Source organism: Deinococcus sp. Leaf326 (assembly GCF_001424185.1).
Classification (GTDB): Bacteria; Deinococcota; Deinococci; order Deinococcales; family Deinococcaceae; genus Deinococcus.
Map to the genome: position 1 here is coordinate 15868 of NZ_LMOM01000001.1, position 14367 is coordinate 30234.

At 68.4% G+C, this 14367-nt stretch carries 15 protein-coding genes; 12 read left to right on the forward strand and 3 right to left on the reverse strand.

The window, feature by feature from the left end; all coding sequences use genetic code 11:
• Window positions 1-125: 125 nt before the first annotated feature.
• The 6 genes from ASF71_RS00090 to ASF71_RS00115 all read left to right on the forward strand — a co-directional run bounded on the left by ASF71_RS00090 (window position 126) and on the right by ASF71_RS00115 (window position 5020).
• Window positions 126-998, forward strand: a complete 873-nt coding sequence (locus ASF71_RS00090) for a glycerophosphodiester phosphodiesterase (RefSeq protein ID WP_056294943.1) — start codon at window positions 126-128, stop codon at window positions 996-998.
• The gene (locus ASF71_RS00095) at window positions 995-1570 is read left to right on the forward strand and encodes a DUF1572 family protein (protein WP_056293036.1); all 576 of its coding nucleotides are present in this window, start codon (window positions 995-997) and stop codon (window positions 1568-1570) included. Before ASF71_RS00090 ends, ASF71_RS00095 begins: the two co-directional genes overlap by 4 nt.
• A gap of 49 nt (window positions 1571-1619) precedes the next feature.
• The gene (locus ASF71_RS00100; protein WP_235514056.1) at window positions 1620-2066 is read left to right on the forward strand and encodes a hypothetical protein; all 447 of its coding nucleotides are present in this window, start codon (window positions 1620-1622) and stop codon (window positions 2064-2066) included.
• Window positions 2067-2235: 169 nt separating this feature from the next.
• Window positions 2236-3561, forward strand: a complete 1326-nt coding sequence (gene aroA / locus ASF71_RS00105) for a 3-phosphoshikimate 1-carboxyvinyltransferase (RefSeq protein WP_056293043.1) — start codon at window positions 2236-2238, stop codon at window positions 3559-3561.
• A gap of 84 nt (window positions 3562-3645) precedes the next feature.
• The gene (locus ASF71_RS00110) at window positions 3646-3876 is read left to right on the forward strand and encodes a hypothetical protein (protein WP_056293045.1); all 231 of its coding nucleotides are present in this window, start codon (window positions 3646-3648) and stop codon (window positions 3874-3876) included.
• A 52-nt stretch (window positions 3877-3928) separates the two neighbouring features.
• The gene (locus ASF71_RS00115) at window positions 3929-5020 is read left to right on the forward strand and encodes a sorbosone dehydrogenase family protein (protein ID WP_056293048.1); all 1092 of its coding nucleotides are present in this window, start codon (window positions 3929-3931) and stop codon (window positions 5018-5020) included.
• Between the two features lie 23 nt (window positions 5021-5043).
• Here ASF71_RS00115 and ASF71_RS00120 read toward each other — a convergent pair whose 3' ends face one another.
• Entirely contained in the window at window positions 5044-5433 is a 390-nt protein-coding gene (locus ASF71_RS00120) for an Hsp20/alpha crystallin family protein (RefSeq protein ID WP_056293051.1), read from the reverse strand.
• A 48-nt stretch (window positions 5434-5481) separates the two neighbouring features.
• On the opposite strand from ASF71_RS00120, the gene miaA reads away from it, so the two are divergent.
• The 3 genes from miaA to ASF71_RS22205 all read left to right on the forward strand — a co-directional run bounded on the left by miaA (window position 5482) and on the right by ASF71_RS22205 (window position 8184).
• The gene (gene miaA / locus ASF71_RS00125; protein WP_056293054.1) at window positions 5482-6420 is read left to right on the forward strand and encodes a tRNA (adenosine(37)-N6)-dimethylallyltransferase MiaA; all 939 of its coding nucleotides are present in this window, start codon (window positions 5482-5484) and stop codon (window positions 6418-6420) included.
• Between the two features lie 176 nt (window positions 6421-6596).
• Window positions 6597-7838, forward strand: a complete 1242-nt coding sequence (gene glgC / locus ASF71_RS00130; RefSeq protein ID WP_056294947.1) for a glucose-1-phosphate adenylyltransferase — start codon at window positions 6597-6599, stop codon at window positions 7836-7838.
• 172 nt (window positions 7839-8010) lie between these two features.
• Window positions 8011-8184, forward strand: a complete 174-nt coding sequence (locus ASF71_RS22205; RefSeq protein ID WP_082505255.1) for a DUF1540 domain-containing protein — start codon at window positions 8011-8013, stop codon at window positions 8182-8184.
• A gap of 116 nt (window positions 8185-8300) precedes the next feature.
• On the opposite strand, the gene ASF71_RS00135 is transcribed toward ASF71_RS22205, so the two are convergent.
• Window positions 8301-9947, reverse strand: a complete 1647-nt coding sequence (locus tag ASF71_RS00135; protein WP_056293058.1) for a methylmalonyl-CoA mutase family protein — start codon at window positions 9945-9947, stop codon at window positions 8301-8303.
• A 121-nt stretch (window positions 9948-10068) separates the two neighbouring features.
• Here ASF71_RS00135 and ASF71_RS00140 point away from each other — a divergent pair, with 121 nt between their 5' ends.
• The 3 genes from ASF71_RS00140 to ASF71_RS00150 all read left to right on the forward strand — a co-directional run bounded on the left by ASF71_RS00140 (window position 10069) and on the right by ASF71_RS00150 (window position 13359).
• Window positions 10069-10536: a phospholipase A2 gene (locus ASF71_RS00140; protein WP_082505257.1), complete on the forward strand. Its 468-nt coding sequence runs from the start codon at window positions 10069-10071 to the stop codon at window positions 10534-10536.
• 65 nt (window positions 10537-10601) lie between these two features.
• Window positions 10602-11858 carry an aspartate aminotransferase family protein gene (locus tag ASF71_RS00145; RefSeq protein ID WP_056293064.1) on the forward strand — a complete coding sequence of 419 codons (1257 nt, stop codon included), beginning with the start codon at window positions 10602-10604 and terminating at the stop codon, window positions 11856-11858.
• 94 nt (window positions 11859-11952) lie between these two features.
• Window positions 11953-13359, forward strand: coding sequence for an MATE family efflux transporter (locus tag ASF71_RS00150; protein WP_056293068.1), 1407 nt, complete (start codon window positions 11953-11955; stop codon window positions 13357-13359).
• A 78-nt stretch (window positions 13360-13437) separates the two neighbouring features.
• On the opposite strand, the gene ASF71_RS00155 is transcribed toward ASF71_RS00150, so the two are convergent.
• Window positions 13438-14319 carry an alpha/beta fold hydrolase gene (locus ASF71_RS00155; RefSeq protein WP_056293071.1) on the reverse strand — a complete coding sequence of 294 codons (882 nt, stop codon included), beginning with the start codon at window positions 14317-14319 and terminating at the stop codon, window positions 13438-13440.
• Window positions 14320-14367: the final 48 nt, after the last annotated feature.

The following is a 14367-nucleotide window of genomic DNA, read 5'->3' on the forward strand; positions in this document are numbered from 1 at the left end:
GCGGCGCCCCCCGTCTGCCCGGTGGGAAGGGCGCTGCGGGCTTCCGGGTCGGGGCCGGGTCCCTGCGCCCGAAGTCTCACGGGGTGCCTGTTGCGCTGCTGACCGCCACGCGCCACAGTGGGGCCATGCGTCCATTCCTGCGCGTGGCCCTGCTGGGCCTGGGCACGTTGCTGGCCGGCTGCTCGGCGCCGAAACCGGAGGCGGCGGTCAATCCCTATCTCCGTGCGCGGCCCCTGAACATCGCCCACCAGGGCGGCGAGGCCCTGTGGCCCAGCAACACCCTGCTGGCCTACCGCAACGCCGCCGCGCTGGGCGTGGACATGATCGAGACCGACATGCACGCCACCCGTGACGGCGCGCTGGTCCTCTCGCACGACGAGATGCTGGACCGCCTGACCGACCGCGCTGGCCGTATCGCCGACCTGACCCTGGCGCAGGTGCGGGAAGCCGACGCGGGCTACCGCCTGACGCCCGCCGGGGCCAGCGGGTTTCCCTTCCGGGGCCAGGGCGTGCGCGTGGCGACGGTGGACGAACTGCTGGAGGACGTGTCCCCCCTGCCACTGACCATCGAGATCAAGCAGGTGTCACCCAGCCTCGCCGCTCCGCTGTGCCAGAAGCTGCGGAACGCCGGAGCCATGCGGCGGGTCATTGTGGCGAGTTTCAGCGACGAGGCCCTCAACGGGTTCCGCACCGAGTGCCCCGGGGTCGTGACGAGCATGACCGAGCGCGAGTTGCGGCCCCTGGTCCTGCTGAGCAAGGTGGGCCTGTCGCGCCTCGCCCGCGCGCCCGGACAGGTCGCGCAGGTGCCGGTGCGCGGCGGCGGAATCACAGTGGTCACGCCCGCCTTCGTGCGCGCCATGCACGCACGCGGCGTGGCGGTACAGGTCTGGACCATCGACGACCCGGCCGAGATGCGCCGGCTGGTGGGGCTGGGCGTGGACGGCATCATCACCAACCGGCCCGACCTGCTCAAAGCGGTGCTGGAGGAGACGAAATGAGTGAACTGGGGACAAGTGATGTAGGCGAGCTGTACCTGCAGGACGTGCGCGCGCGGATGCGCGGAGTCAAGGCGCTGGGGGAGGGGGCGCTCGCGCAACTGCGCGCCGACGAGTGGCACACCCCGCTGGCCCCGGAGGGCAACTCGGCGGCGGTGCTCGTCACGCATCTGGCGGGCAACATGCACTCGCGCTGGGGAGCGCTGCGCGGCGGGTACGCGCCGGGCGCTGAGGGCGAGACGCCGGGGCGCGACCGCGACGCCGAGTTCGCCGAGGGCCAGGACATGCCCGCCGAACTGCACGCGCTCTGGGAAGCGGGCTGGGCCACCTTTCTGGACGTGCTCGACGCCCTGACGCCCGGCGACCTCTCGCGTGAACTGACCATCCGGGGTGAGGCCCATAGCGTCCTGGCAGCCATTCAGCGGCAGGTGGCGCATTACAGCGGGCACGTCTACCAGCTCATCTTCCTCGTCAAGACACTGCGCGGTCAGGACTGGCAGACCCTGAGCATCGCGCGTGGCGGTTCGGCGGCCTACAACGCAGGGATGACTGAGGGGCAGGAGTCTGCGCGGTAGGTGGGGAGCAGGTCTGCTGCTCCTCCTCCTGAGCAGCTGCGCGCCGCAGGTGTGGAGTGCGCCCGGCTGGACGGTCAACCTGGGCGACCCGCCGGAAACCAGCGTCACGGTGCGGCTCGTCTCGCCGCGCGAGTACGGCGTCTGCTCACCCCGGCTCTCGGGCTGCGCGGTGCCGGTCGGGCATGTCTGCCTCGTGATGCTGGACCGCGCCGCCTTCCTGAACGGCACGCCCCGCCAGCGCACGCTGCTGCTGGCCCACGAGGTCGGGCACTGCCTGGACGCCTCGCGGCTGGAGTACACCCACGGCGATTTCCGGGACGAGGGCCGCGTCTACAGCGCCTACCACGCCTCGCCGGTCGAGGGCTTCGCGGAAGCCTACGCCCACGCCTACCTCGCGCGCTGCGGACCCAACGCCGCGCCGCTGGGCTGGGGCCAGGGGCCGCCTTGCGTGCTTCCCGACCCACACGGGGTCCGGCCGGACCGCTTGCTGCGCTGATGCCGAATCCGGGTTGTCCTCGGTAGGCTCCGATGCCTCGTCCAGCTGGCCGAGGGATGCAGACGGAGGCGGCGCGCGGCTGGCCGCGCCGAAGCAGAAGCTGGACGCCGCCTGCCCCCGCTAAGCAGCCCGGCGCGCCCCGGTGGCTGCGCGCGCTAGCCTCCAGCCCATGAGTACGGACGGCCTGCCGGAGACTTTCGATGTGCTGGTGCACCCGGTACGCGAGCTGAGGGGCGAGCTGCGCGCCCAGCCCAGCAAGAACTACACCACCCGCTACCTGCTGGCGGCGGCCCTCGCCCCGGGCGAGACCCGCGTGGTGGGCGTCGCCACCAGCGAGGACGCCCAGGCGATGCTGCGCTGCCTCGCGGACTGGGGGGCAGGGATCACCCATGTCGGGGAAGACGTGGTCGTGCGGGGCTTCGGAGACTCGCCCCGGTCCGGCGTCACCCTGAACCCCGGCAACGCGGGCGCGGTGGCGCGGTTCCTGATGGGCGTAGCGGCCCTGACCACCGGCACCACCTTCGTCACCGACTATCCCGACTCGCTCGGTCGGCGACCCCAGGGCGACCTGCTCGAAGCCCTGTCGCGGCTGGGCGCGCGGGTCGAGAGCGAGGGCGGTCGCCTGCCCCTGTCCATCGCGGGCCCGGTGCGCGGCGGTGCCGTGGAGGTAAGTGCCGAGCGCAGCAGCCAGTACGCCTCCGCCCTGATGTTCCTGGCCCCACTGCTGCCCGGCGGCCTCGACCTGCACCTGACCGGCGATATCAAGAGCCACGCGCCGCTGCGCCAGACTCTCGGCACGCTGGAGGCCTTCGGGGTGCGCGCCACGGCGAACGAGGATCTGAGCCGCGTCTCCATTCCGGGCAACCAGACCTACCGGCCGGGGCGGGTCCTCGTGCCCGGCGACTACCCTGGCTCAGCGGCGATTCTCGCGGCGGCGGCGCTGCTGCCCGGCGAGGTGCGGCTCTCGAACCTGCGCGAACACGATCTCCAGGGCGAGCGTGAGGCGCTGGACGTGCTGCGGGCAATGGGCGCCGACCTCACCCGCGCGGGAGACGCGGTCACGGTGCGCGGCGGGCGGCCCCTGCACGCGGTGACGCGCGACGGCGACGGCTTCACCGACGCGGTGCAGGCCCTGAGCGCCGCCGCCGCTCTCGCCGGGGGCACGACCACCTGGGAGAATGTGGCGACCCTGCGTCTCAAGGAGTGCGACCGCATCAGCGATACCCGGCGCGAGTTGCAGCGTCTGGGCCTGGAGATCTCCGAGACGGCCGACAGCCTGAGCATCACAGGCGCGCCCCGGCTGGCCGGCGGGATCACGGCCGACGGCCACGGCGACCACCGCATGATCATGCTGCTAACCCTCCTGGGCCTGAAAGCCGACGCGCCCCTGCGGATCACCGGCGCGCACCACATCCGCAAGAGCTACCCGCAGTTTTTCGGGCACCTGGAGACGCTGGGGGCACGGTTCGACTACCTGCCGGCCGAGCGCCACTGAGTCGGCCGGCAGCGGCCTGGAACAGGGAGGCGGATGCGCAAACTCTAGGGGCAACTCCGGGGCCAGCAGCCCCGGAGTCTGGGTATGTTCTCCTCCGAAGACGCGCCCCTGACCTCTGGACAGAAGTTCGCGCTGTTGCTGGCGACCTGTGTCTGTCCGCCGCTGCTGCTCGCCTGGGGGCTGGCGACCCTGTGGTTCGGGCAGACGCACCCCCAGCGGGCGCGGGGGTTCGGGTGGGTGGGCCTCACCTTCCTTCAGGGCGTGCTGCTCGTGGCGGTCGTCGGCGTCTCGATTTCGCTGCTGCTGAGCCGCTGAGTCTTTACCCGCTTCCCGGCCCCCTCTCACCGCTGCGTGATCAGATGGGAGGATGCGAAAACTGCTGTGGATGGCGGCCGCCCTGGCGGCTTCGGGTCTGGGCGTGGCGAGTGCCCAGACTCCCGACCTCAAGGTTCCGGACGGCTTCAAGGTGTCCCTGTACGCCGAGGGACTCTCGCAGCCTCGGTTCATGGCGGTGGCCCCCAACGGCGACATCTTCCTGAGTGAGCCGCGCTCGGGCGCCGTACTCGTGCTGGCCGACCGTAACAAGGACGGCCGGGCCGACGGCAAGGTGACCTTCGCCTCGGGCCTGAATCAGCCGCACGGGCTGGCCTTCCACAATGGGTATCTGTACGTCGCCAATACCGACGGCGTGGTGCGCTTCGCCTACAAGACCGGCGATACCAAGGCAACGGGCAGCGCCCAGAAACTCGTGAGCCTGCCGGGCGGCGGCGGCCACTCGACGCGCACGGTCGAATTCGGCCCCGACGGCAGGATGTACGTGGCGACCGGGAGCACCTGCAATGTGTGCGAGGAGAGCGACCCCAAGCGCGCCGCAGTGTGGGTCTACGACGCCGACGGCAAGAACGGCAAGGCCTACGCCACGGGCCTGCGCAACCCCGTGGGCATCGAGTGGAACGGGGGTACCCTGTACGCCACCAACAACGGCCGCGACCAGCTCGGCGACAACATCCCGCCCGAGGGCTTCTACAAGCTCAAGGCCGGGGGGTTCTACGGCTGGCCCTACTGCTACACCACGCAGGCCGGACAGCCGCAGGTGTGGGATAAGGACTTCGGGCGCAAGACTGCCGCTGCGTGTGCGGGCGCCACCCCCGCCTTCGCGCTCACCACCGCGCACTCGGCGCCGCTGGGGCTGGCCTTCTACGACGGCAAGTCTTTCCCGACCGCCTACCGGGGCCAGATGTTCGTCGCGCTGCACGGCAGCTGGAACCGCAGTACCAAGAGTGGTTTCAAGGTGGTGCAGGTCGACCCCCAGAGCGGCAAGGTCAGCGACTTTCTGACCGGCTTCCTGAGCGGTCAGAACACCCTCGGCCGTCCGGTGGACCTCGTGGTGGCCCCCGACGGCGCCCTGCTGATCACCGACGACGGCGCGGGCCGCGTCTGGCGGGTGCAGGCGCAGTAGACCGCGGGAGAGGGAACCGGCCGTCAGTCTTCGGCCTCGCTACGCACGTCTATCGTCGGATAGCGCTTCTCGAAGCGCACCGTCAGGACACCGCTGGCGAGGCTGGCCTGGCCGCTCTGGGGCAGCACTTCCTCGGGAAAGGTCAGGGTGAGGCTGAATGAGCCGCCCGGCCGATCCCCGGAAATCAGTCTGGTCAGGGGCTCGCGCTCGCCGGACACCGTGACGTCCCGGCCCTCCTCGCTCAGGGTCAGGGTCTCGGGGGTCACGCCCGGCACGTCCACCCACAGTTCGAGGTGGGTGCCCGCGTCGCACCAGTCGGCGGCCGGTACCCAGCGTCCCCCCCGGCTCAGCGTCTCGACCTCCTCGCGCAGGGTCATGAGGTGTTGCAGCCTGGACAGCACGGGCTTGTTCATGCTCCCACCGTAGCACTGCCCCGCCGCCAGCGGGCACAATGCGCTGGCGTGCCTCCGCTTCCTTCTACTCCCATTCCCGTTCTGACTGCGCCCACCGCCTCGGGCAAGACGGCGCTGGCGCTGGCCCTGGCCCAGGAAAGCGCCGCCGCTGGCTGGCCGGTCGAGATCGTCGCCGCCGACGCCTTCACGGTGTACCGGGGCCTGGACATCGGCACGGCCAAGCCGGACGCGGCCGAACGCGCCGCCGTGCCGCATCACCTCCTGGATGTGGCTGACGTGACCGAGGACTACAGCGTGGCGGCCTACGCCCGCGCCGCCGAGAGCGCCGTCGCCGACATCCTGGCGCGCGGCGCGCAGCCCATAGTGGTGGGCGGGACCGGGTTCTACCTCACGGCCCTCACGCGCGGCCTGCCCCTGACGCCTCCCGCCGACGTGGGGGCCCGCGCCGTGGTCGAGGCCGAGCTGGAAGCGCGCGGCCTAGACGCCCTGCTGGCCGACATCGCTGCCGAGAATCCGGGCGAGGCGGCGCGGATGGAACGCAACCCCCGCCGCGTGGTGCGCGCCCTGGAGATCCGGCGCCGCACGGGGAGGTATCCCGGTGAGTTCGGGCACGCGCCGCCGGCTTTCTCTTACCGGGTCCTGGCCTTTTCGCCCCCCGAACCCGAGCTGCTAGAGCGGGTCGAATCTCGGACCCGCGCCATGCTCGCGGGCGGCTGGCCGGAGGAGGCTCTCTGGCTCGCCGCGCAGGTAGACCCGCAGCGTGAGCCGCGCCCGACCGCGTGGCAGGCGCTCGGCTACCGCGAGGCCTTCGCCGTGGCCCGCGGTGAACTGCGCCCCGAGGAAGCGGCCGCCCGCATCGTGCTCGCCACGCGACAGTACACCCGGCGCCAGCTCACCTGGACCCGCCGTCAACTCGGAGCCGAAGTGCTCTCGCCTGCCGGGGTAGAGGCGCACCTGCGGGCTGCCCTGGGGCTCGGAGCACGTTAGACGGACGGCGTCAAGACTGGCAAATTTAAACAGGGCTTAAATGTTTTGCGGAGGCGTCAGAGTAGAGTAAGCGGGAACAAGCCCGTTTCTACACGCCGTTGCCCGGTCCGGAGGCTTGGCCTCCCAGGTCCTGGTTCGGCGGTGTGTTCTCTCTTCTTTTTCCGGAGGTCTTTCAGATGAAACCACGTGTCCTCGGCATGATTCTCGCGGGTGGTCAGGGGTCGCGCCTCGCCCCGCTGACCCAGAAGCGCAGCAAGCCCGCCGTTCCCTTTGGCAGCAAGTACCGCATCATCGACTTCGCCATCAACAACTTCATCAACAGCGGCGTGTTCTCGGTCTATGTCCTGACGCAGTACAAGGCCCAGAGCCTCACCGAGCACATCCAGCGCGGCTGGCGTTTCGGCACCTTCCTCAGCGACTACTTCATCACGCTCGTGCCCGCGCAGATGTACCGCTACGAGGAACTCGGCGCGGTGTGGTACCGCGGCACCGCCGACGCCGTGTACCAGAACATGCATCTCATCGAAAACTACGACGCCGACTACGTGGCCGTGTTTTCGGGGGACCATATTTACAAGATGAACGTCGAGCACATGCTCGAAAAGCACATCGAGTCGCGCGCCGATATCAGCATCGCCGCCTATCCCATGCCGCGCAACGAGGCGCACCGCTTCGGCGTGATGCAGGTGGACACGCGCGGCCGCGTCACTGAGTTTCTGGAGAAGGTCAAGGACCCGCCCGGCGTTCCCGGCGACCCCGACACCAGCCTGACGAGCATGGGCAACTACATCTTCTCGCGCCGCGCGCTCGAGGAACTCCTCGAAGCGAGCATCAGTGGCCAGGAAGACGGCTTCGACTTCGGGCACAACGTGATTCCGCGCGCCCTGGCCGACGGCTATCACGTGCAGGCCTACGATTTCCACCGCAACCCCATTCCGGGGCAGACCGGCGCGAACCTGTACTGGCGCGACGTGGGCACGCTCGACGCCTATTTTGAGGCGAGCATGGACCTCGTGAGCGTCAATCCCGAGTTCGATATCTACAACCCGCAGTGGCCGCTGCGCACGAGCAGCGAGTTCTCGCCGCCCGCCAAGTTCGTTCACGAGAGCGACGGCCGCAAGGGCCAGGCGTTCAACTCGATCATGGCCGGGGGCACCATCATCAGTGGGGGGACTGTGCGTGACTCAGTGCTGGGGCGTAACGTCCGCACGCACTCGTACTCGCTCGTCGAAAACTGCGTGATCTTCGATGACGTGGAGGTGGGGCGCCACTCGCACCTGCGCCGCGTGATCGTGGACAAGGACGTGACCATTCCGCCCGGCACGACCATCGGCCTGAATCCCGAGCAGGACCTGGACCGGGGCTTCACCATCACCGAGAACGGTGTGGTCGTGGTTCCCAAGAGCTACGTGTTCTGAGGTCGGCGACAAGATCGGAGTGGTGAGAAAAAGAGGACCGTCATCTCAGGACGGTCCTCCTTTTTGCCAAAGCTGTAGACCTGAGTATGCCGGTATGTTTAAGTAGACCACTCGGAATACATGACGGAGCGGCCTACTTTCAAGAGAACGCAGGCCATTTAGAGTGACAGGCATGAACGACACGACGACCGTTTCCCGCTGCGACGCCACCACCTGCCGCTTCAACAGCGAGATGAAGTGCACGGCCGGCCAGATCGAAGTGAGCCTGAGCGCCCAGCAGGCGCAGTGCCTGACCTTCAGCCCGGCCGACGACGCCCAGGGCCAGCGCCCCGCCGCCCAGCAGTAAGGTCACGGTACCACAGCGAAAACCCCTTTGGGACAACTCGGAGGGGCTTTCGCTGTGGCTGGACTGAAAGCAGAAGTGGCCGAGAGGGCGCGCTCTGCCTCCAGACGGGTCTCCACCTAGATCAGCACCGGCTCGGTGTATTCGCCGTAGACGGTTTTCAGGATGTCCATCTGCTCGCCCAGGGTGCAGTAGGCATGGGCGCACTCCAGGAAGGCGGGCATGGAATTGGCACCCGTGACGGCGGTGCTCCGCAGGTCGGCCAGGGCGGCCTCGGCACGTTTCGGGTCACGCTCACGCCGCACCTGAGCCAGCCGCGCGGCCTGCAGGGCCTCAACCTGCGGGTCAATATTCTGGATGGGCACGCTGACCGGGTCCTGCACGAAGTCGTTGACGCCCACGATGATGCGTTCGCCGCGCTCGACCTCACGCTGGTAACGGTAGGCGGCCTCGGCCATCTCCAGCTGGAAAAAGCCGCTCTCGATCCCAGCTTCGACTCCGCCCAGCGCGCGAATCTGCTCGATGTACCCCAGCGCGGCGGCCTCAATGTCGTTCGTCAGCTTCTCGACGTAGTAGCTGCCGGCCAGCGGGTCTACCACGCCGGCCACGCCCGTCTCGTAGGCGATGATCTGCTGGGTGCGCAGCGCGATGGTCGCGGCTTCCTCTGTGGGCAGGGCCAGCGCCTCGTCGAAGGAGTCGGTGTGCAGGCTCTGGGTGCCGCCCAGTACGGCGGCGAGGGCCTGAATCGCCACCCGCGCGATGTTGTTCAGCGGCTGCTGCGCCGGCAGCGACACCCCGGCGGTCTGCGAGTGGGTACGCAGCATCAGGCTGCGGGGGTTCTTCGCGCCGTAGCGGTCCCGCATCTGCCGCGCCCAGATGCGGCGGGCGGCGCGCATCTTGGCGATTTCCTCGAAGAAGTCGTTGTGGATGTCCCAGAAAAAAGAGATGCGCGGCGCGAACTCGTCGATGTTCAGCCCGCGCTCCAGCGCCTTTTCGACATAGTGGAAGCCGTCGGCCAGCGTGAAGGCCAGTTCCTGCACGCCGGTCGCCCCCGCCTCGCGGATGTGGTAGCCGCTCACCGAGATGAAGTTCCACTTCGGCAGCACCTTGGGCCCCCACTCGAAGGTATCGATGACGAGTTTCACGCTGGGCGCAGGGGGGTAGATGAACTCTTTTTGCGCGATGAATTCCTTCAGGATGTCGTTCTGGATGGTGCCGCCGACCTGACCCAGATCCTTGCCCTGCTTCTGCGCGTTGGCGATGTACATGGCCCAGATGGCGTTGGCCGGGCTGTTGATGGTCATGGACGTCGTGACGGTCGTCGGGTCGATGCCCGCGAACAGCAATTCCATATCCGCGAGGCTGCTCACCGCCACGCCGCACTTGCCGACCTCACCGCGCGAGAAGGGGTGGTCCGAGTCGTACCCCATCAGGGTCGGCAGGTCGAAGGCGGTCGAGAGGCCCGTCTGGCCCGCGCTCAGCAGCGCGTGAAAGCGGGCGTTCGTCTGCTCAGCGCTGCCGAAGCCCGCGAACATCCGCATGGTCCACAGCTTGCCCCGGTACACCGAGGGCTGCACGCCGCGCGTATACGGAAACTCGCCGGGGTAACCCAGTTCTCGCCCGGCGTCCCAGTCCTCCAGGTCGTCGGCGGTGTAGATCGGCTCCGGGTCCATGTCGGACAGGTTGGTGAAGTTGTACTTGCGCTCGGGGAACTTCTGGGCGGCGGGCTGGTAGACGCTGCTCAGCCACTCGTTCTTGGTCTTCATGGGTGGGCCTCCGGTGGGGGAGAAGAAAAACAAACGCTCGTTAGGTTGACCACAGGGTAGCAGACGGGACCGGCTGCCTTTCCGGGGCGCTCCCGTCCGGCGGCGAGCCTAGACTGGCCCCGTGTCTGTGCCTCGCCTTCTGGTCTGCGCCGCCGTTACCGTGCTCGGCCTAGTGGCCTGCGCGCCGCGCCTCGACGTGCCGCCTGCTCCGGAAGTGTCGGCGCGACTGGCCTATATCGGACGGGTGGCCTGGGGCGAGGTCGCTGCCTACGACGCCGAGTACGCCGCGCAGGCCGGGGCGCCGTTCGCCGGGCTGGACTGGTCGCGCAACGGGTGCAGCGCGCCCACCGGGCTGGGCCTGGGCTACCGCGAGCTGTTCCGGCCCGCGTGCAACGTCCACGACTTCGCCTACCGCAACCTGGGACGCGAGGCCCGCACAGCGGACAACCGGCTGCGCAGCGACGCGGCTTTATTACGCAACCTCCAGACCATCTGCCGTTCGTTGGCCCGCGCGCAGCGTCCGGGCTGCCTTGCTGCAGCGTCGGCCTATGTGCGGGCGGTGAGGTGGCGCGGCGATGAGCGCTTCTGAGGACGGGTCCGCCGGACTGGACACCGGCCTGCCCCGGCCCGCCGTTAGCCCCTACACTGAAGTCCATGACGACCCAACCGCAGCAGAGCAAGTGGCTCGAGGCCGAACAGAAGTACGACAGCGGTGTGTACAACAAGCACCAGGTCGTGATGGTGCGGGCCAAGGGCGCGACCGTCTGGGACGAAACGGGCCGCGAGTACATCGACTGCGTGGCTGGATACGGTGTGGCGAACATCGGGCACGGGCACCCGGACGTGGTCAAGGCCATCAAGGACCAGGCCGACCGCCTCATCGTGATGCCGCAGACGCTGCCCAACGACAAGCGCGCCGAGTTCCTGACCGAGCTGGTCGGCGTGCTGCCGCAGGGCCTGGAGCGCGTGTTCCTGTGCAACTCGGGTACCGAGGCGATGGAGGCGGCCAAGAAGTTCGCCATCACCGGCACCGGCCGCAAACGCTTTGTGAGCATGAAGCGCGGCTTCTCGGGCCGCTCGCTGGGCGCGCTCGCCTTCACCTGGGAGCCCAAGTACCGTGAGCCCTTCGGCGACGCCGTGGACAACCGCAACGTGGACTTCATCACCTACGGCGACATCGAACAGCTCCGCGCTGCCGTGACCGATGAAACGGCCGCCGTCATCCTCGAACCCGTGCAGGGCGAGGGCGGCGTGCGACCAGCCAGCATCGAGTTCATGCAGGAAGCCCGCCGCATCACGAAGGAAAAGGGCGCCCTCCTGATCCTCGACGAGATCCAGACCGGCTTTTGCCGCACCGGCAAGATGTTCGCCTGCGAGCACTCGGGCGTGATCCCCGACGCCATGACGCTCGCCAAGGCGATGGCGGGCGGGCTGCCTGTCGGCGCGCTGGCGATGACGGCCGAGGTGGCCGACCGCATGCCGGCCGGCGGCCACGGCACCACCTTCGGCGGCAATCCCATGACGATGGCGGCCGGGGTCGCGGCCATCCGCGCTATGAAGCGCGAGCAGATGGCCGAGCAGGCCCGCGAAAAGGGCGCGTACTTCATGGAGAAGCTGCGCGCCATCGGCTCGCCCAAAATCCGCGAGGTGCGTGGACTGGGCCTGATGATCGGCGTCGAGCTCAAGGAAAAGAGCGCGCCCTACATCGCCGCTCTGGAACACGAGGAGAGCGTGCTGACCCTCCAGGCCACGCCGCTGGTCGTGCGCTTCCTGCCGCCCGTGACCATCAGCAAGGAGCAGATCGATCAGGTGATCGCCGCCTTTGCGCGCGTGCTGGAAAGCGTCAATCCGCGTGAGGGGCGCGTGGCCGAGCTGGCCGCCGAGATCAAGGAAGACAAGCAGACCGAGTAGAGGATGGGGGTCAGGTCGGGGGCCGCTGCCTGGGCCGGCCTGACCCCGCCAAACGGCTGACGTCAGCGCAGCGCACCGGGTGTAGCCTGAGACAATGTCTGCGCCTCCCCTCACCAGCCTGCCTTCTGAATCGATTCACCCCTCGCCCAGACGTGAGATCGCGTCCATTGCCGTCCCTGTGAGCCTGGAAATGGTCATCCAGCTTCTGCTCACCTTCATCAATCAGATCATCGTGGGCACTCTGGGGGCCGTCGCGGTGGCGTCGGTGGGTCTGTCGGGCAGCCTGACCTTCCTGTTCTTCGTGACGCTCGGGGCACTCGGCTCGGGCACCAGCATCCTGGTTGCGCGGCGTACGGGTGCGGGCGACCAGGCCGGGGTCGACCACACCCTGACCGTCACGCTGCTCTCTTCGGTGGTGTTGGCGGTCCTCGTCTCGGTGCCGGTCATCCTGGGAGCAGGCACGCTGCTGCATCTCGCGGGCGGCGCTGAGGACGTTACACAGGCTGCCACTCCCTACATGCAGGTCGCCATGCTGGCCCTCGTGCCAGGGATGCTGGGCTGGATCTTCAGCGGAGCGCTGCGCTCGCTGGGGCACGCCCGCACCCCCCTGATCGCCACGAGTATCTCAGTGGTCGTCGAATGCGTGGTCGCGGTCGGACTCGTCTTCGGAACCGGTCCCTTTCCGGAGCTGGGTGTGGTGGGGGCCGCGTGGGCACTGGTGGTTGCCAATACCCTCAAGGCCGCCATCCTCGCCTATCAGATCTACGGGCCGCGACGACTCGCCTCGCTGAGGTTCCCGGCCCGCCCCGACTGGGGCCGGATCGCCCGCCCGCTGCTGGCCCTCTCGGCGCCGCTGGCCTTCACCGAGTTCGTCTGGAGCCTCGGGGGATTCATGTACGCCGCCGTGTTCGCGCGGGTGGGCACCGTGGCCCTGGCGGCCAGCCAGATCGTGCAGACCCTGGAGGGCATCTTCGTGGTCGGGTCATTTGGCCTGATGAGCGCGGCGACCGTCCTCATCGGGCGCTCGCTCGGCGCGGGGGACGCTCCCGGCGCGCAGCTGTGGCTCCGGCGCATTTCACGTGCCGGCTTGGCGACCGGACTGGGCTTCGGGCTGCTCTTCGCACTCAGCGCTTTGCTGCTGCCGGTCCTGTTTCCCCGTGTGGGGACCAGCGTGCAGGAGATTGCGGTGCTGGGCATCCTCATCAACGCGGCCACGCAGGTCTTCAAGGTGCGCAACATGATCGTGGGCGGCGGCGTGCTGCCCAGCGCGGGGGACGGTAAGGGCGTCATCACGGGAGACGTGGTCGGGGCCTTCGTGGTAGGGCTGCCGCTCGCCATCGGGCTGGGACTGTACAGCCCGATGGGCGTCTGGGGGGTGTTCCTGGCGCGCGGCCTGGAGGAGATCGTCAAAGTGCTGATCTTCGAATGGCGCCACCGCCGCGTGAACTGGCCGCGCTTGGCCGAGGAGCAGCGCGGACGTGAGGTCGTGGCCGCCCACTGAGCTGGGTGCCCTTGAAGGGACAAACAGAGAAAGGCGGGGGCGCAATGGCCCCGCCTTTCTCTGTTTGTCCGTGGCGGCTCAGCGTACCGTGCGCAGCCACTCGACCATCGCGGCGTTCGCGGCGGCGGCCTTCTCGAAAACGGCGGCGTGACCCGCACCCGGAATCAGGGCCAGTTGGCTACCCGCAATGCCCTTCTGCATCTTCATGGCGAGTTCAGTGGGTGTCACGTTGTCCTCGACCCCGAAGACGAGCAGGGTGGGCACCTTGATAGTCGGCAGGACGGGGTTGGCGTCGGGGCGGGCGGCCAGGGCGTTGCCGCCGCCGATCGCGCCGTTCAGACTCGCTCCCTTGACGATGTTTGACAGGTGCGTGACCTGGTTGGGCATCTTCATGCGGCTCTCGCCGGTGAGCATCCGGGGCAGCAGACCGGGGACGAGGCTGGCGACGCCCATCTGCTCGGCCTGCTGGGCGTTGCCGCGCCAAGTGGCCGCCTCGGCGACGCCGGCCGGGTCGGCAGTCGTGTCGATGAAGATGAGGCCCCTAAAGCGTTCGGGGGCCATCTTGTACATCTGGAGCAGGGTCATGCCCCCCATGCTCATGCCGCCGACGACCGCCTTGTCGATCTTCAGGGCGTCCATGAAGCCCACCATCGTCATCGCGTAATTCTCGATGCTGGCCTCGCGGCTGGGCGCCTTGCTCATGCCGAAGCCAGGCAGATCCACCGTGATCACGCGGTAGCCGGGAATGTTGCGGTTGTTCTTGAACAGCTCGCCGCTCAGCGGGTAGCCGTGAATGAGCAGCAGAGGCTGGCCCTGGCCCTGGGCTTTGTAAAAGACGGTCGCGCCGTTCACGCTGACGGTGCCCCGGTCGGGGAAGGTGGAGGACATCTGGGCCTGGGTGCCCCCGGCAAGGGCGGTGGACAGCAGCAGGGTGGACAGCATAGGAAGCGTTTTGTTCATGGGTAAAACCTCTCTTCGTTGAAGTGAAGGGAGTCTAGAACGCCTTCT